A 22,913-nucleotide genomic window follows, 5' to 3' on the forward strand; every position below is an offset into this window, starting at 1 on the left:
AGCACTACCCCTCCAGCTGACGGTGAAAAATCATAACAATTCGCAACAGTCAAAATAAATTCAAAATTAAACTCTGATACAACTAAGATGATCAATGTATCATCCCCTCTACATCTCCGAGAAATTAATGAGATATGAGCAAAAATTTCAGATGATTCCTCCAATATCGCACCCATGGAGATTTGTCAAGCCGCGAAAACCCGTCACCATCAAATAACAACTAAGAAGCGGACCCGAAAGGCTTGTGCGCGATGCGGGTATAGAGGCAATCGCCAACTATTCAAATATCGGTAAGATAGCAAGAGCGACGGAGTCTTTTGCGTAGATCTGTCGCACCGCACGCCACCAAGATGACACACAACAGCTAAACACTAAAATGACTCTTGAACAGATAACTTTCCACGATGCTGATACACTACGAGATCGGTTGGCTTACAACATTACAACAAAGCAAAAGCCGATCGTCTTCCTTCTCGGGGCTCCCGCTTCAGGAAGCGTTGGTGATGTATCCGGCGTTCCTGACGTCGACGGTGTCGTCGAACTCGTTCGTGCACATTTCAGCGACAGCCCAAGCTCTTTATCCGCGTTGGAACGTGATCTCACGCAAGCGTCGACAAATGCTTACCAAGCGGCAATGACATTTCTCCTTGGTCGCCGCGGACAGGATGCCGTCAACGATGTCATTCGCAGCGCCGTGATCGAAGCTCGAAAAGACCGGGCGGAAGTAGTACGCACGCTCAATGCTGCAAGTAGTGTAGACGCGGCCCTTCGATCCCTTGAGCGAGACGTGGAGCAATGGAACATTCCTCCGGCCCTCGACGCTCTCGCAAGATTAATGAAGTTTAGCCCTGTAACCCTCGGCAACTTACATCTGACAACAAACTTCGATCCACTTCTCTCAATTGCGGCGGAAAAGCAAGGCGTGACGACCTTCCGATCAGTCCTCGCTCGGGATGGAAGCTTGACACAGGTTCAGGCCGGCGGTGCACACATAGTACATTTGCATGGCTTTTGGCACGGCGTGGACACTTTGCACACGCCACGTCAATTGTCGCAGTCAAGACCTCGACTCAAATCATCTCTGGCTCAACTTCTAAGGGGATGCATCGTGGTACCTATCGCCTATGGTGGATGGGACGACGTGTTTACTCAAACGCTCGTTGAAGTGGTGCAAGACGATGAGTCCCGGCCAGAAATCCTCTGGACCTTCTACGGGCAGCATGATGCAGACCTTCTTTCACGCCACTCCCAAACATTGGAACTCCTGGGACCAGGTCTCGACCGCGGACGCATCCAACTATTCAAAGGAATTGACTGTCATACCTTCTTAGATCGGCTTGCCGATGAAATCGGCGCAGTAGATACCGCTGGCATGACGATGCATCAACGAATTGCCGATGCAGTCAGCGAGAGCATCTCGACTGTATATGACAGCATTACATATGTAGGCAGAGAATCAACCGGGGGAGAAGTTGTTCAGTCAGATGCCATTCCCAGTAGTTTCGAACTTGTCGGCCGCAGCGATGAACTGAGAATTATCGCAGACGATCAGACACATATTGTCAGCATCAGCGGGATCGGCGGCCAAGGTAAAACGAGCTTAGCTGCGGCGTACGCTCTGGAGTGTAAGAAGCAAGGCCGCTACGATTTCGTAGATTGGCGCGACTGCCGGGAACAGGGTGACACACTCCAAACGATTTTTATCCGAATTGCGCACGCGCGGCTCCACAAGACAGTTGGTCTAGAACTACTCCGAGATCTATCCATCGAGCAGTTAGTGGACGCAATCGTAAAGACTCTAGAGCAGCACAATGGCATTCTTGTCCTTGACAATGTTGATCAATATATCGATCTCGAATCCGGCGATGCTCTCGGTCCATTAAAAATTCTCATAGATACTGCAAATGACCGAACACTCTCCGGAAAAATTATAATCACTGCTCGTCCTGTCCTAGCGCTATCATCAAGCCCGACTGTTTTTTCGATTGCATTACGTGGCCTGAGCAAGGAGACAACGAAACTGCTCTTCGAGCAGAAGAGTGAGCGTCAACCTTCCGCCATGGAACTTGGGGATCTTCATACGCTTACGGAAGGACATCCCCTTTGGATTTCATTGATTGCGGCGCGTTGCCGACAAGGCCTATTGTCGATAGGCGATATCTTACGCGATATCGAGAGTGGGCGTGGCGACCTGCCCGATCGCGCTTTATCATCAAACTGGCGTGCGCTCAATGATAAGCAAAAGACGGTACTTCGCACGCTGGCAGAACTGGAGCGTCCTTTGCCGGAAGAGGACGTAAGCCAAATCGACTTCGACATCAACTACAACCAGTTTACGAAAGCGCTAAAAGCGTTGAAAGCTCTGGCGTTGGTCGAACTCAAGGAGACTGACTCCGGAAAACCAGTACTCGATCTACACCCTTTGATCCGGCAATACGTCCGAAAGAACTTCCCTCGAACGGAGCGCGAGAAATTCATTGGAAAGATCATTATTGTTCTAGACAGGCAGCTGACCTCTTTTCGCAAGCTATTCCCTAATTCGTTACCCACGAACGCTTTGGAGGTTTGGACCCACAAGATCGATTTAAGTCTAAATCGTGGGGATGTCAATGCAGCTATCGAATCATTGGTCGAGATTGAAGATCCGATGATCGAAACCGGTATGGGCGAAGAACTCATCAGGCTCAGTCATCGCGTGTTTGAGATGGCTGACTGGCAACACCAATGCGCCGCCTCACCAAAATTTTCCAAGCTTTGGTCAGTGGCAGTAAAACTGATGGCGGAGCTCGGAATGAGCGATCGAGCAGCAGCGTTACTTGAGCGATACGAGTCCAGCATACAAGGACGAGGTGGACAGTACGTTAACCTCTGCAATACTCGCTGCTACAAACTGTGGTTTGAAGGACAGTTTGAAGAAGCGATGTATTGGGGTGAAATGGGTGTAACTCTAAAAGCGAGTACAGAAGCTGATATCGTCTACGATTGCCAGCACAACCTTGCCCTGGCAAGACGGGACCATGGCCGCATCGACGAGGCGATGCAATACTTTCTTGAGGATATGAGCGAGGATATGTTACTAAATTCTGATCATATTGATAAGCACCGAAACGGAAGCTTTTACGGAAATATTGGCCGCTGCTATCATCTGAGCGGCAAGCTTGATGAAGCGCTCATCTGCTATAAGAAATCAGCAATTCTCTTGGAGGACGGTAGCGGCTCGGTCACTAACCGGGGATATATCCGACATTGGGTCGGGGAAGCTCTGAAAGACAAAGGTCGGCTCGAGGAAGCAGGAGTATTCTTTCGGGCGGCATACGAAATTTGGAAAGGCCTTGTCCCGAGACGGGCAAACTCAATCGAAGATGCATTAGAACAGCTTTTTGATGACCATCCGTCGCTACAAGCGATAGAAAAGCTACCTCCTTGGCGACTCGAAAATCGCTTCCTACAATGGATAAACGCATAAACGATACCAATACAAAATCGTTTTGCGCTGTGGGTGACAGGCAAATACTAAGCGCGCTCGCGTCGATGGCATCATTTCTTATTAATGCAGCCGACATTAACTCGTCATCGTGCAATTCCTCAATAAATGAACAAATAACGATGTCAAATTGATAACCGCATCCGCTGGCAGTGCCAGCGGACACCTGCAACGTTGAAGCTCGAAACGGAGTTGCATACCCCGTCGAAATCGAGTGGCTGATGGAGAATGGGGCTGGATACATACCCCATGACACGTGCCGGTTCGCAGCGGCCCTCAATCCGAAGCCGTTGGCCACGCCGATGCAAGATCTGCAAAGTAACGGAATGGCGGAGAGCCTCGTGCAGGCGATAAAACGCGACTGCCTCGTCGTCATGCCGAAGCCAAACTTAGCCACAGCTGAACGCAATTTGTGACACACCGAAGTAACGTTCGCCTCGCGAATTCCGGCCCTCAATGGGCTCAGCAGCTTTAGTGTGATGCTGTATCCGGGAATATAGAGTCAACTCCACCCATCCAGTGCAGATCATCATGAGATCGAAAAGCAATCTATCCCATGGAATTCGCATCATTCAGGCGGCAATTTTCGTCGGTCACTCGCAAGCCTGAAACCTTCTGGCACGGGCTTAAACCTATCACCCTCTTGCGGCCAACGCTTTGCCCTACTTTGAAATGCTCGCAATGCATCAACATCTAAAGTTGCAGCCACTACAAAATCGTTATCCCCACCACGAACGCGAGCGATATCGCGTAAAAACGACTCCTTCGCTGGCGCTCGAACTCGACTATCCCCGTATTTTCTATTGTTAACAAGAATAGTATAAGCATGTATATCCAACGCCGCCGACTCAACAAGCGAAGAAAACGTCTCCAAATCCTGATTCCAACTGAGAACCATCAGAACGTCAATCTCTCCCTGGAATTTTATCCTAGCCTTACTATTTTGAAGCTCGGAACACACCATTACCCCAAATCTAACTTGATTATGAGAATAAATAGGCTTCTTTCTTTTCAACCGCAATTTTTCATATGCCCAATTCTTTCCGAACCTCGACGTCAACTCCTTGTCCTCACCAACCGCCGGCTCAAGCTTTGGCTGCCATATTTTTACGGTCGCGGGAAACCCAAGCCTATTATCCGACAATACCAAACATGCCTCGCTCAGAATCTTATTTTTTTCAAAATGACGATATTCCGTCCCGGCAATCAAACCAATTCCAGCAGCAGTCAATCGGGTTGCAATACTATCCAACCATCTCAATGGCACAGAAAGCTCAGGAAAAATAACATAATCAGGGCGAGGACTAAGCTTAATAGTTTGATTAACCAGACCCGAGATCCTCTGGTAGCGTTCCCGAGACAAATTCGACTTGTTGCAGGCCATTGCCGACCAGTCTCGATCGTCTGTCTTTAGATTCGTCAACGCTACGGTAATTTTCCGTTTTTTGCCAGTACCAATCTTAATATATTTTGGCGAAACATCAGATTCTATTTTTTCTTTTTTGTCTTGCTCTGTGGCAAGCAATGTCGGCTTTATCCACACTCCACGAAGCGCCTGGGTATATAGCGCCCAAATAACAGATGGCCGCCGCTGACAAATAGTTCCATCAGATTTTCTCAAGCCCACACACTCGGGCGCAAGTTCGGATATCTCGGCCGGAGTAAGCGGTCTCGTCGGAAAAACATAAGGCAAGCAGCTTTCATTTTTTCTATTTTGGCGCGCCACCCTAGACAATCGACTATTACGCGTCGACTTCAAAAACTCCCTCACCATTCCAACATTTATTAAATCTGCAGATGAGAGACACCTCAAAATCTCACTCTCCTTTTTTGCATCGCGAATTTCAACCAATTTTCCCGCCGAACCATTTCTCAGAATATACTTATAAGGCTCTTTGGCCAAATCAGCCATAGCAACTAGCGGCGCGTTTTTATAAAAATCCTCTGATCCGAAATTGAATTTAAGCAAACTACTCACTTCAGTTAAACTTTCAAAAACTCCCCCCAAGAATAAATCAGCCAATCTTTTTTCATTTCTCGATTGCCAATCAAGCAAAAGCCGATTTGGATCATAGTACCGAGTTGCAGAGTCGATAAACAACCAAGCCAATGTACCCTTCACCAAACGCCAGAGGTCCTTCCCCGCTTTAACCTCGACTCCATTTATCGCAATAGAAGCACCTTCCGGGGCCGCATCCGCCAATCGACCTAGCGATTCGTAAGATCGCAGTACAATTTGCTCGGCCTGCGGCCACTCACTCATACTAATTGCAAAACCCAAAAGGCGAGGCAGATACGAGAAATGAGCAAAAAGATTATCGGGACGCAATATATGATTGTGACCAAACTGATAAAATTCTTCGCGTTGCTCTATCCACTCTTGAGGCGGCAAATCCCTAGCAATAGTTTCAACGTGCCGCAATTGCAGCGACCAACCCAATCGACGAATCGTGAGACCATCGGCACGACGAAGGGTGTCGGCATTTTCGCCGACAGCTCCAGCGGCTGACAGTACCCGCGCAGCGGTGGAGTCGTCCAACTGGTCCGGAGACGGCATTAGTCGATGTTCGCTAGAGAGTTCGTAGATTTCCTTCTCAATGCTATCAAGCAAATCCAGACCAGCTCGCCCCTGCAACAGGAAAAGTTTTTGCTTACTCGATTGAAGCTTAATATCACTGTTCCCTTGAACAGCTTTCCCTTGTTGAATTAACCAAGTCTTATCCTCAGGCTTTCCGGTTTGAGATATAACTTTCGACCCGAGACGCGCCTCCAGAAATTTCATTAAATCCTGGCTGCTACTAATTGTGCCCGTATCCCGAAGCACAAGAAACATATCATCAACGTAGCGACCATAATGAATAGGCGCAACCTCCTCTTTAATTAAAGTATCCCATCGATGCAACAAAACGTTTGAAATTATTCGACTCGCGGTCAACCCAATCACCAGGCCACCAGAAACCGCCACCTTCCTCGAAGTAACACTACCCGCAAACTCCTTCGCCCCCTTCGCCCAGCGCACCAAGAAATCGACCAGATCCGCCGTGAATTTTTTCTCTTCATCAGTCAAACTCAAGCCCAATAACGCTTGCAATTCTGGCAAAACTAGCGCCGCCGGATCGATGAAGTGGTAATAACTCTTTAAATCCAAAGACACCGCTATAACGTCACGATCTTTTTCGAGTTCGCCTCGGATCGCACTTAGACCATCACCCCGCCACCTCTGATATGGCTGAAAATATGGAACAAAAGATCCGATTGCGCTTATATGAAACTCCCTCTCACTCGAATCACCCGACAATAATTCATCATCTCGAATTCTCTTTAATCTTGCCCCATAGCAGCTCTCATCCAAACCAGCATCAAATTTTCGGCCAATAAAATTCACCCACAGGGCAGATATAATATGACTATCGACGGGAAAGTCACCAACAACCCTAAACTCAGGCGTGATATCAAATTGATTAAGCAAATGCTCTATTGCACGATCAGGATTCGAAAAATGAACATGCCCGTTACTAGCAGCCCCCATCTTTGGAGTCGTGGACAATTTTTTCGGAAGCAATCTAAAATCGCCAAGAAGATGCTCCCTACTGGAAAATCCATTTTTACTATGAAGTATTTTTAAAAGCTTTCTCAGATTTTCCATCAAATCCTGCTCATACATAGCGAATTTAATCGCTGCGGGAAATGTGTTTTCAAAAAAGCAATCCGCCTTCGCCTTCCGATAAGCTACAACCAAATCTTCAAGCGTCAAGCTTTTAAACCCATCGAACTCCAAGCGATACCCCATTTTCGTTTCCTTTTTATTTTTTACACCGCAAATAGTCACGCAGACGCCAGGAAATCATACTCCAAGAACCGCAAGATCGCGATTCTGCAGAGGTTAACTCGCAGATGTCTGCACGAAAATATTATTTTGGGAGAGTAGAGTCAAAATCGCGAGAATGATTCTCGTTCCCGATAGAACGTCCCCATTCCGATCGAACAACTGCTTTCTGTACAGAATAGGAACTTTAACCGGTCAAAGAACGCAATGAGCAGGTGACACGTTGCGACAATGTTTGGGCATGCCGGCTTTTGCGGGCCAGAGCATATATATCGACTTGATTATTAGCTGACGGCCAAGCACCATCAATCAGTCGCTGTACACAAACGTCGAATTTTTCCACCGCTCTCCTTCGCCCCCCCTCACCGCGGCGACACCACAATCGCCGCCCTCCGGTTCTGCGCCCGCCCGGCGGGTGTCCGGTTATCCCCCACCGGATCGCTCTTCCCCTTCCCGACCACCGCGATCTGCTTGCCGTCCAGCCCCACATCCACCAGCTCGATCGCCACCACCTCCGCCCGCCGCCGGGACAACTCGAGATCGTAAGCCGTCTCCCCTTCCTCGTCCGAGTACCCATAAACCCGCACACCGTTGATCCCGGCCGACCTCAACGTCCTCCCGATCCGCTCGACGATCCGCCTGACGACCGGCTTGAGGTTATACCGATCAAAGTCAAACAAAATCGGCCCCGTCGACCCGAACTCGAACCCCTGCTCGGTCTCCTGAAACCCGGCCGACTTCAGCGCCGTGACTTGCGTCTGCGTGAGCCCACGATGAAGCGGCGGCGTCTTGCACCCGCCGAGCAGCAGGCACAGCAGCACCGCGCTCGCGACGCACATCCTCCCCATGCTCACAGATAACGCGTTTTTCATCACAGTCCCCTTGCTTCGCATGCGCCCGCATCGCGTGCGCTTCTTATCCCGCCGCCGCGGCCTCGCCCGCAGCGCGAAACGATCGACGTCAAACCGGCCCGGCTACGCCTTCCGACAACTGCCACGACCCCGGCCGCGCACGCTTGGCGCGGTACATCGCGGCATCCGCCGCGCGCAGCAAGCCGCTCGCGTCGGACGCATGGTCGGGATACAGCGCAACGCCGGCACTCATCATGGTGGCCACCATGCGTCCGTCGGGCAACTCGATCGACGACACCATGCCGGACAAAATCTGGTCGGCGATCAGGCACACGCTGTCCGTGTCGCGCACACCCGTCAGCATCACCGCGAATTCATCGCCGCCCAGGCGAGCGACGAGATCGGTTTCGCGCACCTGCGCGCGCAACCGTGCCGCGACACCGACCAGCACCGCATCGCCGGCATCGTGGCCAAGGCAGTCGTTGATTTCCTTGAAGCGGTCGCAGTCGAGATACAGGATGGCGACCCGCTGCCCCGTCAACACGGCGTCGCAGAGTGCAAGCGACAGACGCGACTCGAACTGCACGCGGTTGGGCAAACCCGTGAGCGCATCGTGCGTCGCCTTGTATTCGAGCGACGCGTTCTCGTCGCGCAGCGTGTTCTGCCATTCCTCGAGTTCATCGAGCAGCGCATTGAAGTCGTCGCCGAGCTGGTTCAGTTCGGCGATCGCCACGGGCTCGACGCGCCGCGCGAACGCACGCTCGCGCCGCACGGCGTGCGCGACGGCGGCAAGCGCGCGCAGCGGCGCGACGATGTTGCGCAGCAGACGCTTCGAGCTGATGTAAGCGCCGAACACGCTGACGACGAGACAGCCGAGAATGCCGCCGATGCCACCGAGCAGGAATCCGAAGAACTGATGCCCACGGCCACGCACGATCACCTGACCGACGACGATGCCGTCGTGCATCACCGGAACGGTCACGGCCCCCGGCAACGCGAGACCGGCGACGACGCGCTCGAGCCCGGCGATCCGGCCGCCGGCAGGCAGCTTCCAGGTCGCGAACAACTGCCCCTTGTTGTCCGTGACCACCACCTGCGCGACGTCCTCATCGCTGGCGATCGTCGCGATCGCTTCGCTCGCCGCGGCACGGTCGCCGAACACGAGCGCCGCCTCGACCGTGTAACCGAGCGAGCGGGCGAGCAGGTTCAGGTTGTTGCCGGCGTACGCACGCAACGCGATCACGGCGACGACGATCAGCGACACGGCGGCCATCGTCACCGCGACGAACGCCAGGCGCAGGTGCGCGCGGCGCAACACGCTTTGCAGCGTCGGGCGGGGCACGCGTGAGGATGCGATGGGGGGCGCGGAACGTGTCATGGCGTCAGCGTCCGCCGCGCGAGGTTGAGCACGTTCGGATGCACGCGCACGCCACTGCGCGCGACGGCGTCGAGATTGATGTCGAACGTCACGTGCTCGCCTTCGACCGTCAGACAGAACATGCTGCCCGCGGTGCACGACGGATCGTGTTCGGCGATGGTCAGCACCGGATGGCCGGCGAGCGCGGTTCTCACCCGCATTCGCTCGTCGTTGCCGAGCGCGCCGAGATACACGACGTCGCAGGCGATGCCGAGCGAGGGATCGTCGAAGCGGACGCGCTGCACGTCGAGCACGGTCGAGCCGGCCTGCATCGTGTCGGTGAGGTCGCCCGCGTAGTCGGGCCTGCCCGTCACGCACAGATGCAGGCGCACGGGCGTCGTCGGCCAGCGCGTGAAACTGACGATGCCGAGCACGACCTGCCGTACGTTGGAGTCGTGTGACGAAAAGGCGGGACCCGTCGGGCCGGCGGGCGTCGCGGTGGCTGCGACGTGCATCGTATCGACCGGGTCGTCCCTGTCGGCAAGCGATCCGGCGAGGACGGAAGGGACAACGCTCAGAACGCAAACGATTGCGATGAATGCGTGACGCAACGACGCGACTCGGCCCGACCGGCCGGACGCCGTCCGCGCGGCGATTGCCGCCGCGCCCGCTGGCGTCGATGCGGCCGCATGCTTCGCGGCCGTCGCGCACACACTCGCATCCATGATGGAAACATCGGTTGCAGTCGTTCCCGGCCCTGCCTCCTGCCTGCCGTGTGCGCGCGCAGGTACCGTGTCACGCACATGATTGCTTCCATCTTAGGTAAAAATTCGCAACCCGAACCAGTGGGATACTCCCGCCAAATAACCGTCGGAAAGTATGTTGAATCAGCGTAGAGCCTGGTGATGGCGGTGAAAGCGAAGCGCAACGCCTATCTGAATTCGGCTTCTGCAGATTGATCAGCGGATAGGACGACCGTGCGCATCAAGCACATGCAGTTTCGCAGAGGCGCACCGGGCCGGTTTCCAATACGCATCGATGCACAGCCAGTAAAAGTTGCTGCACGATTCCGCGCCTGACGAAACGGATCCGTCATACGATGCGCGACACGACAAGGGTTCATGCGCCCGCGGAAAACGGTACCTACTTCGATTTACACGGCACGGTCCGGAATACATACCCGTACCCGTCCTTCACGGCCTCCGACACACTGTCGTCACCGATGCGTGCGAACAACCCCGCACGACTGTCTCCACGGCACGCGCTTGCCGCCGAATACGTCGTCCGTACCAGCACGTGAGAAAACAGCGTCCGAGTCTCGATACTGCCTATGAGATAGGTGGGCCCCATCAGCAACGCTATTGCCCAGAACACCATGCCACACGGCGCCAGCATGGCAATCACCTGGCGAAGCCGCTTCCGGCCGTCAGGCTCCGTTTTCTTTAGCCCGAACCTGAGCCTTCTCCAGGTCACGGTCATCCGTTCAGCTCCGTGCGTGCTGAATATCCTGACTTGATTTGCAGCATGCTGAATGATCATGCTGCCGACCAGGAAAACCAACTGAAATACGAAGAACGCAACGAGCATAAGTCCCGCTGCCTGAACCAGACGCAGCGCGAAAAATACGGAAGCCGACAGGCCGGTGAAGCTGGAAAAGTGGTCGGCGGTTTCATGCGTCAGCGTCAGGACCAGTCGCTCCGCGTCCGAGTGCGCGAGCCAAAGCGCGATCGACGCCACCGCCAGATAGGCGCCCTTTCCCAATACCTTGCTCCACGTCCGGCGCGCGACCTGGCTCAACACATGGTAGATGTGTCGAGCAGCCGCGTATGCAAGGAGAAGAAACACGGGTATGGAGAAACGGCCGATCCGCGGCATATCCAGCCCAATCCCACAGGATTCCGGAAAGCAGCAACATCATTGCGACCAGACCATAAGCCACGGTGACATCCGGAGGAAGTTTCGCGATCGGGCGCAGTTTCCGCATGACTCTGACCGTGCGGCGGATCAGCCATGTTCGAAATGGCCGCAGCATGGGGATCCATTCACGCAAGATCCCATACAGCATCGTTGCTGAAATCGCACCGACCACAAGTCTGATCACCAGCTGAAACCTGAGGAGCTGCAGGATGACGAACAGTCCCGCCAAAACGCCTGCGCTGCGAACGAGCGGCGATCGATGCCACGGAATTGCGGCAGGTTGTCGGGCCTCGGGAATATTGTTTTCGGGCATGGAGCGCTCTCGTGACCAGTTGGCAAATTCGACGAAGTCGCCCGCTCTCCAGGTACTCGAATCGCTCCGGAAGTGAGAAGTGCAATTTGCGCGACGCCTTCGTATCCGGCTGCGTACGGACGGCCGCCTAGCGTACAACCGGAATGGTTGTTGCGACAACCTCACGGCCAAGCGCCCGATTCGCGCATCGTCGCGTTCGCGAGTATCCTAGCTGATCATTCGATTGCAATTCCGAGCACCCGACCGAAGCGCCGTCGCCGACTTCGAGTGTTGATCACTAACCGTCTATTTCGCCTTCCCTCATGGACTTCGACGTAATCGTTCTGGGCGCGGGCATCGTCGGCGTCTCCGCCGCGCTGCACCTGCAGGATCGCGGCCGCAAGGTCGCCCTCGTCGACCGCGGCGCGCCCGGCGAAGGCACGAGCTTCGGCAACGCGGGGCTGATCGAGCGCTCGTCGGTCGAGCCGTATCCGTTCCCGCGCAGCCCGTTCACGCTGATGCGCTACGCGCTGAACCGCTCCACCGATCTCTACTGGCACAGCACGTCGCTGCCCGCGTTCGCGCCGTGGCTCGCGCGGTTCTGGTGGGAATCGGCGCCGCTGCGTCACGCGGCGGCCTCGCGCGACATGCTGCCGCTGATCGAGCGCTGCATCGTCGAGCACGACGCGCTGATCGCACGCGCCGGCGCCACCGAACTGATCCGCGCGAGCGGCTGGATGGAAGCGTTCCGCACGCCGGCCGCGTTCGAACGCGCCGTCACCGATGCGGGACTCACCGCGCGCCGTCACGGGCTCGGCATCACGCCTCTCGATGCCGCGACACTGCGCGCGCAGGAACCGAGCCTCGCGCCCGGCTTCTGCGGCGCGCTGCACTGGCTCGATCCGAAAAGCGTCGTCGATCCGTCCGCGCTCGTCAAAACCTACGCGCAACTCTTCGTGCAAGGCGGCGGCACGCTGCTCACCGGCGATGCGGCGAGCCTCGACGCGCTGTCGCCCGGCTGGCAGGTCACGACGGACGACGGCAAGATCGCCGCGCCGGCCGTGGTCGTCGCGCTCGGCCCGTGGTCCGACACGGTGTTCGGCAAGTTCGGCTACAAGATTCCGCTGCGCGAGAAGCGCGGCTATCACATGCACTACGCGCCGTCCGAACGCGGCGCGCCATCGGCGCCGATCGTCGATCGCGAATACGGCTACGTGATCGCGCCGATGCGGCGCGGCTTGCGGCTGACCACCGGCGTCGAGATCGCCCGGCGCGGCCTGCCGCCGACCGGCGTACAGCTCGAGCGCGCGGAACGCGTCGCGCGCCCGGTGTTCGGCTTCGGCGAACGGCTCGACCCGCAGCCGTGGCTCGGCTTCCGGCCGTGCACGCCCGACATGCGGCCGGTGATCGGCCCCGCGCCCGCGCATCGCGGGCTGTGGTTCTCGTTCGGACACAACCATCACGGGCTCACGCTCGGCCCCGTCTCCGGCCGCCTGCTGGCCGAGATGATGACCGGCGAAGCGCCGTTTACCGACCCGACGCCCTACCGCGCCGACCGCTTCTGATTGCGCTCGCCCGCGCTCAGTCGAGCGCGCGGCCGAAGATCCGGATCACCTCGTCGAGATGCTCGGCCATCGCACGGCGCGCGGCCTCCGGGTCGCGCGCACGGATCGCGTCGAGGATCGCGCGGTGTTCGAGCTCCGAGCGGTGCGGCATGTCGTTGGGCATGTACAGCGACTGCAGCCGCTGGAACATCAGGTCGTACTTGTGCGCGAGCAGCTGCTTGATCATCAGCGCATACGCGGGGTTGTCGCTCGCTTCCGCGATACGGATATGGAACAACCGGTCGCCCGGATGCGTGAGCGAGCCGCTGCGGTTGTCTTCCTGGTTGCGCAGGAACGCCGCGTGAATCCCTTCGATCTGCGCGTCCGAGCCGTGCTTCGCGGCGAGCGACGCGGCTTCCGGCTCGATCAGCCGGCGCGCCTGCAGCAACGCGAACGGCGGGATTTCGGTATCGAGGTCGAGCGCGATGCCGAGCTCGGGATCGATCTCGACGACCGGGAACGGCGCAACCTTCGTATCGGGCCGCGGCTCCGGCGCGGCCGCCGCCTCGGGTTGGCGCACCTTCACGCCGTCGCCGACACGCACGCTGACGAGCCCGCTGACTTCGAGCGCGATCAGCGCCTCGCGCACCGACGTGCGCGACACGCCGAACTGCTCGGCCAGTTCGCGCTCGGGCGGCAAATAGCTGCCCGGCGGGAAGTCGCCGGACTCGATCATCGTGCTGAGCTTGTCGGCGATCTGCTGGTAGAGGCGGCGGTTCTGAATCGGCTGGATGGACATACGTTGATACAGGTAAGCGATTGCATTGCGGACGGTCTGACGAATGGAGCGCGCGCGTCGGGCCGTTCGCGCCTATTTTATATGCGGGGCTTCGAATCGCCGGGCAGCGCATAGCAACGCGCGGCCGTGCCGCCCCACAGCGCGTTGCGCTCGGCCGCCGACAACCGCGCTTCGGCCCAGCGCTCGACCAGCGACGCCACTTCGTCATACGACGCCGCAAGCAGGCACACGGGCCAGTCCGACCCGAACATCAGCCGCTGCGGGCCGAACGCGTCGAGCGCCGCGTCGAGGCATTGCTCGATGTGCCGGATGTCCTGCCCGCGCAGGCCGCGCCGCCAGTCCGTCTCGGTCACGAACCCGGACAGCTTGCACACGACGTGCGGCAGCGCGCCCAGCTCGCGCAACCCGGCACGCCAGCGGGCAAGCGCAGCGCCATCGCGGTGGAATTCGGCGAGCGGCGGCTTGCCGGCATGATCGAGCACGAGCCAGTGCGCATCGTGCCGCGCGCAGAACGCGCGCACCTCGGGCAACTGGCGCTCGAACACGAGCACGTCGTACACATAGCCGTTCGCCTGCAGCCACGCGACACCGCGATTGAACGCGGGATCCGCGACGAACGCGCCGACGTCGGCTTCGTCCTGCACCTGGTGACGAAAGCCGCGCAGCTTCGGGCTGCGCCATTCGGCGATGCGCTCGGCGAGTTCCGGCGCACCGAGATCCTCCCAGCCGACCACCGCCGCGATGTGCGCGTCGTCGCGGGCGAGATCGAGCAGGAACGCCGTCTCGTCGCGCCCGGCGCGCGCCTGCACCGCGATCGACGCGCCGAGCGCCTGTGCATGCATCTGCGGCCACAGCGCGTCGGGCAGGTAGTCGCGGGCGAGCACGCCCATGCCGGGACCGATCCACGGATAGTCGGCCGCGCGGTAACGCCAGAAGTGCTGGTGGGAATCGATACGCACTGCGCCCATGGTGTCCTCGTGATTCACCGTTGCCCGCCGCGTCACGTCGCGCTCAGTCGTACAGCACCGCCGTGATTTTCGGGTCGTCGATATTGGTCTTGTCGTACCAGTAGAAACCGGTATCGATGACCTTCGGCAGCTTCTCGCCCTTGACCGACTTCACGGCCGCCTCGACCGTCTTGTAGCCGATCCCGACCGGGTTCTGCGTGATCGCGCCGGCCATCAGCCCGCTGCGGATCGCGTCCTTCTGCTGCTTGCCCGAATCGTAGCCGATGATCACGACCTTGCGCTTCATCTCGCGCACGCCGTTCACCACGCCGATCGCCGAGCCTTCGTTGGTGCCGAACAAGCCCTTGAGCTTCGGATACGCCTGCAGGATCGACTTCGTCACTTCGGTGGACTTCAGCTGATCGCCCTCGCCATACTGCACGGTCACGACCTGCACCTTCGGGTGCGCGGACTTCATCCGTTCGAGAAAGCCGTCGCGGCGGTCGATACCCGTGCGGCTCGTCTGGTCGTGCGCGACCACGGCCACCTCGCCTTCGTCGCCGATCAGCGCGGCGAGCTTGTCGGCGGCGAGCGCGGCGGCGGCCTTGTTGTTGGTCGCGGCGGTCGTCACCGGGATGTCGCTGTCGACGCCCGAGTCGAACGCGATCACCGGAATCTTCTCGGCCTGCGCCTTCTTCAGGAGCGGCAGCGCGGCCTTGCTGTCGAGCGCCGCGAAGCCGAGCGCGGCCGGCTTCTTCGCGATCGCGGCGGACAGCATGTCGATCTGCTTGTCGACCATCGCCTCGGTTTCGGGGCCTTCGAACGTCACCTTCACCTTGTAGTCCTTCGCGGCCTGCATCGCGCCCGCCTTCACGGCCTGCCAGAACTGATGCTGGAAGCCCTTCGAGATCAGCGGGATGTAGGATTCCTGCGCCTGCGCGCCGGCCGTCACGCCGACGGCGAACGTCAGCCCGACGATCGCGTTCAACACCTTGCTCCTGATCACTTCGCGTCTCCTTGGTTGGTATCGACTGAAATGCCGGCCCGGCCGGCGGTGAAGCGCATGTGTGTTCGTGTTCGTGTTCGGGTTCGTGCGCGCATGCGTCAGCGGCGGCGCCGGCGCAGGATGTCCACGTAGACGGCGAGGATGATGATCACGCCCGTCACGACCGTCTGCCATTCCTGCGCGACCGACATGATGCGCAGGCCGTTGGTCAGCACGCTCATGATGAACGCGCCGATGATGGTGCCGACGATGCTGCCCGCGCCGCCCGACAGCGACGTGCCGCCGATCACGACGGCCGCGATCGCGTCGAGCTCGTAGCCCTGCCCGAGCGCGGGCTGCGCGGAATTCAGCCGAGACGCGATCAGGAGTCCTGCGATCCCGCACACCGCGCCGCTGAACGTGTAGACGGCGATCTTCCACGCATCGACATTCACGCCGGACAGCCTAAGCGCTTCCTCGTTGCTGCCGAGCGCGAACGTGTAGCGGCCGAAGATCGTCCGGTTCAGCACGATCGACGCGCCGACCGCGACGAGGAACAGGATCAGCACCGCGTTCGGGATCGGCAGCGCGGGAACGAGGCTGCCGATCAGCGAATCCTGCGCGATCGACGTGAAGCCCGGCGTGTCGTTGAAGTAGATCGGCCGCGTGCCCGAGATCACGAGCGACAGCCCCTTGAGCAGCATCATCATGCCGAGCGTCGCGATGAACGGCGGCACCTTCATCTTCGCGATCACGAAGCCCGACACGCTGCCCGACAGCGCGCCGAACGATAGCGCGGCCAGGATCCCGAGCGGCAGCGGCATACCCCACTTCGTCAGCACGACGCCGGCCATCACCGCGCAGAAGGTCATCAGCGTGCCGACCGACAGGTCGATGCCCGACGTGATGATCACGTAGGTGCACGCGACGGCCAGCACACCGTTCACGGCGGTGGCCTGCAGGATCGTCACGAGGTTGTCGACTTCGAGGAAGTTCGGCGACGCGAAGCTGAAGAACACGATCAGCAGCACGAGGCTCGCGAACGCGAGCAGCTTCTGCCGCGCGGCCGGGTTGAAGAAGCGGGCACGGAGGCCCGCTGCGCCGGCCGGCGTGTCGCCGGTGGCCAGAGGCGGAACGGGATGCGTATCGTTGGACATGATCGGGTAAGCGTCGGAATCAGGACAATACGGTCGACTCGCGCTGCGTCGCGAGCTGCATGATCTTTTCCTGCGTGGCGTCGGCCGCGCGCAATTCGCCGGTCACGCGCCCTTCGCACATCACGATGATCCGGTGGCTCATGCGCAGCACCTCGGGCAACTCCGACGAGATCATCACGATCGCCTTGCCGTCGGCGGCGAGCGCGTCGAGCAGCTTGTAGATCTCGCTTTTCGCGCCGACGTCGATGCCGCGGGTCGGCTCGTCGAAGAACAGGATGTCGCAGTCGCGCAGCAGCCACTTCGCGATCACGATCTTCTGCTGGTTGCCGCCCGACAGGAGCCGCGCCGGCTGCGCGACGGACGGCGTGCGGATCGCGAGCTGCCGCACGTACGACTGCGCGGTGTCGCGCATCCCGCGCGCATCGAGGAACATGCCGCGGCGCACGAAGCGCCGCATGCTCGACAGCGCGATGTTGTTCTGCACGTCCATCCCGACCGCCAGCCCGAAGTGCTTGCGGTCCTCCGAGAGATAACCGATCCCGTGCCTGACCGCGTCGGCCGGCGTGCGGATCGTCACGGTCTTGCCGTGCACGCGGATCTCGCCCGCGTCGACCGGGTCCGCGCCGAACACCGCGCGCGCGACCTCGGTACGGCCCGCGCCCATCAGCCCCGCAAAGCCGAGGATCTCGCCGCGCCGCAGCGTGAAGCCGACGTCGCGGATCGCGCGGCCGCGCGACAGCCCGCGCACCTCGAGCGCGACCGCGTTGGCCGACGTATCGGGCGGCGGGCGGAACGTCGCATCGAGCTGGCGGCCGACCATCATCGCGATGATCGCTTCCATCGACGTATCCGCCATCGGCACGGTCGCGACGTACTTGCCGTCGCGCATCACCGTCACGCGATCGGCGATCTGGCGCAGCTCGTCCATCTTGTGCGAGATGTAGACGATGCCGACGCCGTGCGCGCGCAGGTCGCCGATGATGCGGAACAGCTCGGCGATTTCCGCGTTGTTCAGCGCGGCGGTCGGTTCATCCATGATCAGCACGCGCGAGTCGAACGACAGCGCCTTCGCGATCTCGACCATCTGCTGCTTCGCGACCGTCAGCCGGCCGACCGGCGTGCGCGGATCGAGATCGAGCCGCATCCGCGCGAAGATCGCGGCGGCGTCGCGGTTCAGCCTGTCCTCGTCGACGAACATGCCGAAGCGGCCGCGCGGCTCGCGGCCGATGAAGATGTTCTGCGCGACGCTCAGGTGGTTCATCAGGTTCAGTTCCTGATGGATGATGCCGATCCCGAGTGCCTGCGCGGCGCGCGGATCGTCGATGTCCACCGCGCGGCCGTCGATCCGGATCTCGCCTTCGTCCTTCTGATAAACGCCGGCGAGAATCTTCATCAGCGTCGACTTGCCCGCGCCGTTCTCGCCCATCAGCGCATGCACTTCGCCGGCGCGCAGGTCGAAGCGGCAATCGTCGAGCGCCAGCACGCCCGGAAAGCGCTTGCTGACGCCGGTCAGCTCGATCAGCGCCGCGGGCGCGGGGGTCGTCGGGTTCGGATCGGGTTGCATGGCTCGCCGCCCTCAGCCGATCGCGCGATCGAGATGCGTATAGCCGCCATCGACGAACAGCCACTGGCCCGTCGTGTGCGATGCGCGCGCCGACAGCAGGAACACGGCCGTGTCGGCAATCTCGTCGGCGGTCGTGAAGCGCTTGCCGAGCGGCACCTTGCCGGCGATTTCCGCGAGCTTCGCTTCCGGGTCGCCGAAACCGGCGATCCAGTTCCGGTAAAGCGGCGTCATCACCTCGGCCGGGATCACCGCGTTCACGCGCACGCCGTCGTCGCGCAGTGCGACCGCCCATTCGCGCGTCAGCGCGAGCTGCGCGCCCTTCGATGCGCAATAGCCGCTCGTGTTGCCCTGGCCGGTGACGGCCGTCTTCGACGAGATGTTGACGATCGCGCCGCGCGTCGCCTTCAGGTGCGGCACGCAGTAATGCGCCATCACGTAGTAGTGGATCAGGTTGCGTTCGAGCGACGCGACGAACGCGTCGCGCCCGGCATCGAGCCCGACGCCGTCGTTGATGCCCGCGTTGTTGACGAGGCCGTCGATGCGGCCGAAGCGCGCGACGGTCTGCGCGACTGCGTCGCGGCATTGCGCGTCGTCCTGCAGCTCGACGGACATGCACGCGGCGCGCGGCTGCTTCTGCGCGAGCGCGCGCCAGAAGCCGTCGTCCGGCGCGTGGCGCGCGAACACCACCGGAATCGCGCCTTCGTCGGCAAGCCGCATCGAGATCGCGGCGCCGATGCCCGACGCGCCGCCGGTCACGATCACGACCTTGTCTTGCAGATTCAAATCCACTTCGCGTCTCCGTCGTTCATGTTGTCGCCGCGCGCAGGTCATGCGCGGGTCATCGTGCGCCGTCGTGCTGCGCGCTGCGCGCTTCAGCCGCGGAACCGGTACTGCTCGAGCGATGCCGGCTTCATCTCGATCGAGAAGCCGGGTGCCGTCGGCGGCATGTACGCCGCGCCGCGCACGACACAGGGCTCGACGAAATGCTCGTGCAGGTGATCGACGTATTCGGTCACGCGCCCTTCCTTCGTGCCCGAAATACACACGTAGTCGATCATCGACAGATGCTGCACGTATTCGCACAGCCCGACGCCGCCCGCATGCGGACACACCGGCAACCCGTACTTCGCGGCCAGCAGCATCACCGCGAGAATCTCGTTCACGCCGCCGAGCCGGCACGCATCGATCTGCACGACGTCGATCGCGCCGCGCGCGATGAACTGCTTGAACATCACGCGGTTCTGGCACATCTCGCCGGTCGCGACCTGCACGGGCGCGATCGCCTCGCGGATCTTGCGATGCCCTTCGACGTCGTCGGGGCTCGTCGGCTCCTCGATGAACCACGGTTTCGCGAACGCCAGCTCGCGCACCCAGTCGATCGCCTCGTCGACTTCCCACACCTGGTTCGCGTCGATCATCAGCTTGCGGTCCGGGCCGATCACCTCGCGTGCGATCGTCACGCGGCGGATGTCGTCCTCCAGGTTCGCGCCGACCTTCAGCTTCACGTAATCGAACCCGGCGTCCACCGCTTCGTGACACAACCGGCGCAGCTTGTCGTCGCTGTAGCCGAGCCAGCCGGCCGACGTCGTGTAGCACGGGTAGCCTTCGCGCTCGAGCGTCGCGATCCGCGCCGCCTTGCCCGACGCCTGCCGGCGCAGCAGGTCGAGCGCCTCGTCCGGAGTCAGGCAGTCGGTCAGGTAGCGAAAATCGATCGCGCGCACGATGTCCTCGGGGCTCATGTCGGCGACGAGCCGCCACAGCGGTTTGCCGACGGCCTTCGCCCACAGGTCCCACACCGCGTTCACGACGGCGCCCGTCGCCAGGTGGATCGCGCCCTTGTCGGGGCCGATCCAGCGCAACTGGCTGTCCGAGGTCACGTGCCGCCAGAAGCGGCCCATGTCCTCGCGGATCCAGTCGAGGTCGAGGCCGACGACGAGGTGACGCATCGCGTCGATCGCCGCGCAGCAGATTTCGTTGCCGCGCCCGATGGTGAACGTGAGCCCGTGGCCTTCGAGCCCGTCGCGGTCGGTTTCGAGCACGACGTACGCGGCCGAATAATCGGGGTCCGGATTCATCGCATCGGAACCGTCGAGCTGGCGCGAGGTCGGGAAGCGCACGTCGAGGACGCGCATCGATCGAATGATAGGCATGGCGAACCGTCCGGGAAAGGGTTTCAGGCCTGCACGGTGCGCTGGCGCTGCTCGCCGAGCCCGTCGATGCCGAGCGTGATCACCTGCCCGGCGCGCAGATAGACGGGCGGCTTCTGCCCGAGGCCCACGCCCGGCGGCGTGCCGGTCGAGATCACGTCGCCCGGCTGCAGGCTCATGAAGCGGCTCAGGTAGCTGATCAGGTGCGGCACGCGGAACACCATCGTCGCGGTCGTGCCGTTCTGGTAGCGGTGGCCGTCCACTTCCAGCCACAGCCGCAGCGCGTGCGGATCGGGCACTTCGTCGGCCGTCACGAGCCACGGGCCGAGCGGGCCGAACGTATCGTTGCCCTTGCCCTTGTCCCACGTGCCGCCGCGTTCGAGCTGGTACTCGCGCTCCGACACGTCGTTCACCACGCAGTAGCCGGCGACGTGCGACAGCGCGTCGGCTTCGTCGATATAGCGGCCGCCCCGGCCGATCACGACGCCCAGTTCGACTTCCCAGTCGGTCTTCTCCGAGCCGCGCGGGATCTCGACGTCGTCGTTCGGCCCCGAGATCGCGCTCGTCCACTTGCCGAACACGACCGGCTCCTTCGGGACGTCCATCCCCGATTCGGCCGCGTGGTCGGAATAGTTGAGCCCGATGCAGATGAACTTGCCGACGCGGCCGACGCACGCGCCGAGCCGCGGCGCGCCTTCGACGAGCGGCAGCGACGCCGGGTCGAGGTCGCGCAGCCGCGCGAGCGACGCGGGTGCGAGCGCGTCGCCGGCGACGTCGTCGATCACGCCCGACAGGTCGCGGATCCTGCCCTGCGCATCGAGCAGGCCCGGCTTTTCATGGTGTTTGTCGCCAAATCTCAGCAGTTTCATGTGGTGTGAGCGGAAATGGAAAGTGAGTGGAAGGGCGCGGTCGGCTAGACGCGGTCAGTTCGACCAGCCGCCATCGATCAGGTGAATCGCGCCGGTCGTGAACGACGCTTCGTCGGACGCGAGATACAGCGCGAGCGCGGCCACTTCGTCCGCGGTGCCGATACGGCCCATCGGCTGACGCGCGACGAACGCCTGGCGCACGGTATCGGTCGACACCTGGCGCGTGCGCGCCTGCTCGGCGATCCGCTGCTCCAGCGACGGCGACTCGATCGTGCCCGGGCAGATCGCGTTGCAGCGGATGCGCTGCTCGACGAAATCGGCGGCGACCGACTTGGTCAGGCCGATCACGGCCGCCTTGGTCGTGCCGTAGACGAAGCGGTTCGGCACGCCCTTCACGCTCGACGCGGCCGACGCCATGTTGACGATCGACGCGCCGCCCGCAGCCAGCATCGCCGGCAGCAGCGCGCGGATCAGCCGGTACATCGACGTGACGTTCAGGTTCAGCGAGAACGCCCACGCGGCGTCGTCGCAGTCGAGGATCGAGCCGTGGTGCACGAAGCCCGCACAGTTGAACAGCACGTCGAACGCGCGCTCCTGCGCGGCGAGTGCGGCAATGTCGCCCGCGTCGGTCACGTCGAGCCGCCGCGTGGCCAGCCGGCCGCCCGCGCGTTCGGCGTCGGCCGCGAGTTGCGCGAGCGCGGCTTCGTTGATGTCGGTCGCCAGCACGTCGGCACCCTCGCTTGCGAACCGCAGCGCGGTCGCGCGGCCGATACCCTGCCCGGCCGCCGTCACCAGTGCGCGCTTGCCCTGCAATCTCATGAGCACCTCTCCCGAAGAAGCCGGCCGGGCCGGCTGATTGGCACAAAGGACTAAAGGTCCAACCAATCATAGGAACAGATTCCGGATTTGTCACGTTCGTGTGATTCAGTATTTTCCCGAGCGGGAGAATCGGGCGGAAGGCGCTGCGGCGGGCTTCGATTACCGTATTTTTCAGGTTCCGCCGATCGGCCGCGTATCGCGCAAAGCCAATACCGGTGGGCGTTTCCGCGACCCCGGGGCATCGGAGTCGCTCCGTCGGCACCGCGAAACTGACAAAAAAGTCATGTTCCCGTCAGGGTGTCAACGGCAGGCGCGCGCAATCATGGTGTTGCCGGACCGCGCTTCCCCGGACACC

Annotated in this window: 17 protein-coding genes; 3 read left to right on the plus strand and 14 right to left on the minus strand. The window is 60.5% G+C overall.

The features are described from left to right. The first annotated feature begins 376 nt into the window (after positions 1-376). Entirely contained in the window at positions 377-3,466 is a 3,090-nt protein-coding gene (locus DID99_RS28720; protein ID WP_124668029.1) for an NB-ARC domain-containing protein, read from the plus strand. Between the two features lie 586 nt (positions 3,467-4,052). On the opposite strand, the gene DID99_RS28725 is transcribed toward DID99_RS28720, so the two are convergent. The 5 genes from DID99_RS28725 to DID99_RS28745 all read right to left on the minus strand — a co-directional run bounded on the left by DID99_RS28725 (position 4,053) and on the right by DID99_RS28745 (position 11,393). Beyond that, positions 4,053-7,274: an RNA-directed DNA polymerase gene (locus tag DID99_RS28725; protein ID WP_124668030.1), complete on the minus strand. Its 3,222-nt coding sequence runs from the start codon at positions 7,272-7,274 to the stop codon at positions 4,053-4,055. A 398-nt stretch (positions 7,275-7,672) separates the two neighbouring features. Beyond that, complete coding sequence (locus tag DID99_RS28730; RefSeq protein ID WP_044847820.1) at positions 7,673-8,182, minus strand: OmpA family protein; 510 nt, start codon at positions 8,180-8,182, stop codon at positions 7,673-7,675. Positions 8,183-8,270: 88 nt separating this feature from the next. Then, the gene (locus DID99_RS28735; RefSeq protein ID WP_124668031.1) at positions 8,271-9,539 is read right to left on the minus strand and encodes a diguanylate cyclase domain-containing protein; all 1,269 of its coding nucleotides are present in this window, start codon (positions 9,537-9,539) and stop codon (positions 8,271-8,273) included. After that, positions 9,536-10,243: a YfiR family protein gene (locus tag DID99_RS28740; RefSeq protein ID WP_124668032.1), complete on the minus strand. Its 708-nt coding sequence runs from the start codon at positions 10,241-10,243 to the stop codon at positions 9,536-9,538. The genes DID99_RS28735 and DID99_RS28740 overlap by 4 nt, the downstream gene beginning before the upstream one ends. Positions 10,244-10,661: 418 nt before the next feature. Next, the gene (locus DID99_RS28745) at positions 10,662-11,393 is read right to left on the minus strand and encodes a hypothetical protein (protein ID WP_124668033.1); all 732 of its coding nucleotides are present in this window, start codon (positions 11,391-11,393) and stop codon (positions 10,662-10,664) included. Positions 11,394-11,500: 107 nt separating this feature from the next. On the opposite strand from DID99_RS28745, the gene DID99_RS37990 reads away from it, so the two are divergent. Then, a complete protein-coding gene (locus DID99_RS37990; RefSeq protein WP_260444726.1) occupies positions 11,501-11,626 on the plus strand; it encodes a hypothetical protein in 126 nt (41 codons plus the stop codon). A gap of 424 nt (positions 11,627-12,050) precedes the next feature. Further along, positions 12,051-13,292 carry an FAD-binding oxidoreductase gene (locus DID99_RS28750; protein WP_124485219.1) on the plus strand — a complete coding sequence of 414 codons (1,242 nt, stop codon included), beginning with the start codon at positions 12,051-12,053 and terminating at the stop codon, positions 13,290-13,292. Between the two features lie 16 nt (positions 13,293-13,308). Here DID99_RS28750 and DID99_RS28755 read toward each other — a convergent pair whose 3' ends face one another. The 9 genes from DID99_RS28755 to DID99_RS28795 all read right to left on the minus strand — a co-directional run bounded on the left by DID99_RS28755 (position 13,309) and on the right by DID99_RS28795 (position 22,558). Next, positions 13,309-14,070 carry a FadR/GntR family transcriptional regulator gene (locus DID99_RS28755; RefSeq protein WP_124523174.1) on the minus strand — a complete coding sequence of 254 codons (762 nt, stop codon included), beginning with the start codon at positions 14,068-14,070 and terminating at the stop codon, positions 13,309-13,311. Between the two features lie 77 nt (positions 14,071-14,147). After that, positions 14,148-15,038 (minus strand): amidohydrolase, encoded by an 891-nt coding sequence (locus DID99_RS28760; RefSeq protein ID WP_124668034.1) that lies wholly within the window; start codon positions 15,036-15,038, stop codon positions 14,148-14,150. Positions 15,039-15,081: 43 nt separating this feature from the next. Continuing rightward, entirely contained in the window at positions 15,082-16,023 is a 942-nt protein-coding gene (locus DID99_RS28765) for an ABC transporter substrate-binding protein (protein ID WP_124668035.1), read from the minus strand. Positions 16,024-16,121: 98 nt separating this feature from the next. Beyond that, a complete protein-coding gene (locus DID99_RS28770) occupies positions 16,122-17,159 on the minus strand; it encodes an ABC transporter permease (protein ID WP_124668036.1) in 1,038 nt (345 codons plus the stop codon). A gap of 19 nt (positions 17,160-17,178) precedes the next feature. Further along, positions 17,179-18,723 (minus strand): sugar ABC transporter ATP-binding protein, encoded by a 1,545-nt coding sequence (locus DID99_RS28775; RefSeq protein ID WP_124668037.1) that lies wholly within the window; start codon positions 18,721-18,723, stop codon positions 17,179-17,181. 12 nt (positions 18,724-18,735) lie between these two features. Continuing rightward, positions 18,736-19,512, minus strand: a complete 777-nt coding sequence (locus DID99_RS28780; RefSeq protein ID WP_124668038.1) for an SDR family oxidoreductase — start codon at positions 19,510-19,512, stop codon at positions 18,736-18,738. A gap of 83 nt (positions 19,513-19,595) precedes the next feature. After that, a complete protein-coding gene (locus DID99_RS28785) occupies positions 19,596-20,873 on the minus strand; it encodes an L-fuconate dehydratase (RefSeq protein WP_124668039.1) in 1,278 nt (425 codons plus the stop codon). Between the two features lie 23 nt (positions 20,874-20,896). Next, positions 20,897-21,739 (minus strand): ureidoglycolate lyase, encoded by an 843-nt coding sequence (locus DID99_RS28790; protein WP_124668040.1) that lies wholly within the window; start codon positions 21,737-21,739, stop codon positions 20,897-20,899. A 54-nt stretch (positions 21,740-21,793) separates the two neighbouring features. Then, positions 21,794-22,558 carry an SDR family oxidoreductase gene (locus DID99_RS28795; RefSeq protein ID WP_124668041.1) on the minus strand — a complete coding sequence of 255 codons (765 nt, stop codon included), beginning with the start codon at positions 22,556-22,558 and terminating at the stop codon, positions 21,794-21,796. Positions 22,559-22,913: the final 355 nt, after the last annotated feature.

The sequence above is a fragment of the Burkholderia sp. Bp8986 genome (assembly GCF_003854225.1).
In the GTDB taxonomy this organism is placed as follows: Bacteria; Pseudomonadota; Gammaproteobacteria; order Burkholderiales; family Burkholderiaceae; genus Burkholderia.

Bases quoted from the DNA above. Each gene is read 5' to 3' on its own strand.
- DID99_RS28760 (WP_124668034.1), bottom strand. From the start codon at position 15,038: ATGGGCGCAGTGCGTATCGATTCCCACCAGCACTTCTGGCGTTACCGC.
- DID99_RS28770 (WP_124668036.1), bottom strand. From the start codon at position 17,159: ATGTCCAACGATACGCATCCCGTTCCGCCTCTGGCCACCGGCGACACG.
- DID99_RS37990 (WP_260444726.1), top strand. From the start codon at position 11,501: ATGACTCTGACCGTGCGGCGGATCAGCCATGTTCGAAATGGCCGCAGC.
- DID99_RS28745 (WP_124668033.1), bottom strand. From the start codon at position 11,393: ATGCCGCGGATCGGCCGTTTCTCCATACCCGTGTTTCTTCTCCTTGCA.
- DID99_RS28775 (WP_124668037.1), bottom strand. From the start codon at position 18,723: ATGCAACCCGATCCGAACCCGACGACCCCCGCGCCCGCGGCGCTGATC.
- DID99_RS28725 (WP_124668030.1), bottom strand. From the start codon at position 7,274: ATGGGGTATCGCTTGGAGTTCGATGGGTTTAAAAGCTTGACGCTTGAA.
- DID99_RS28755 (WP_124523174.1), bottom strand. From the start codon at position 14,070: ATGTCCATCCAGCCGATTCAGAACCGCCGCCTCTACCAGCAGATCGCC.
- DID99_RS28795 (WP_124668041.1), bottom strand. From the start codon at position 22,558: ATGAGATTGCAGGGCAAGCGCGCACTGGTGACGGCGGCCGGGCAGGGT.
- DID99_RS28730 (WP_044847820.1), bottom strand. From the start codon at position 8,182: ATGAAAAACGCGTTATCTGTGAGCATGGGGAGGATGTGCGTCGCGAGC.
- DID99_RS28785 (WP_124668039.1), bottom strand. From the start codon at position 20,873: ATGCCTATCATTCGATCGATGCGCGTCCTCGACGTGCGCTTCCCGACC.
- DID99_RS28735 (WP_124668031.1), bottom strand. From the start codon at position 9,539: ATGACACGTTCCGCGCCCCCCATCGCATCCTCACGCGTGCCCCGCCCG.
- DID99_RS28720 (WP_124668029.1), top strand. From the start codon at position 377: ATGACTCTTGAACAGATAACTTTCCACGATGCTGATACACTACGAGAT.
- DID99_RS28790 (WP_124668040.1), bottom strand. From the start codon at position 21,739: ATGAAACTGCTGAGATTTGGCGACAAACACCATGAAAAGCCGGGCCTG.
- DID99_RS28750 (WP_124485219.1), top strand. From the start codon at position 12,051: ATGGACTTCGACGTAATCGTTCTGGGCGCGGGCATCGTCGGCGTCTCC.
- DID99_RS28740 (WP_124668032.1), bottom strand. From the start codon at position 10,243: ATGGATGCGAGTGTGTGCGCGACGGCCGCGAAGCATGCGGCCGCATCG.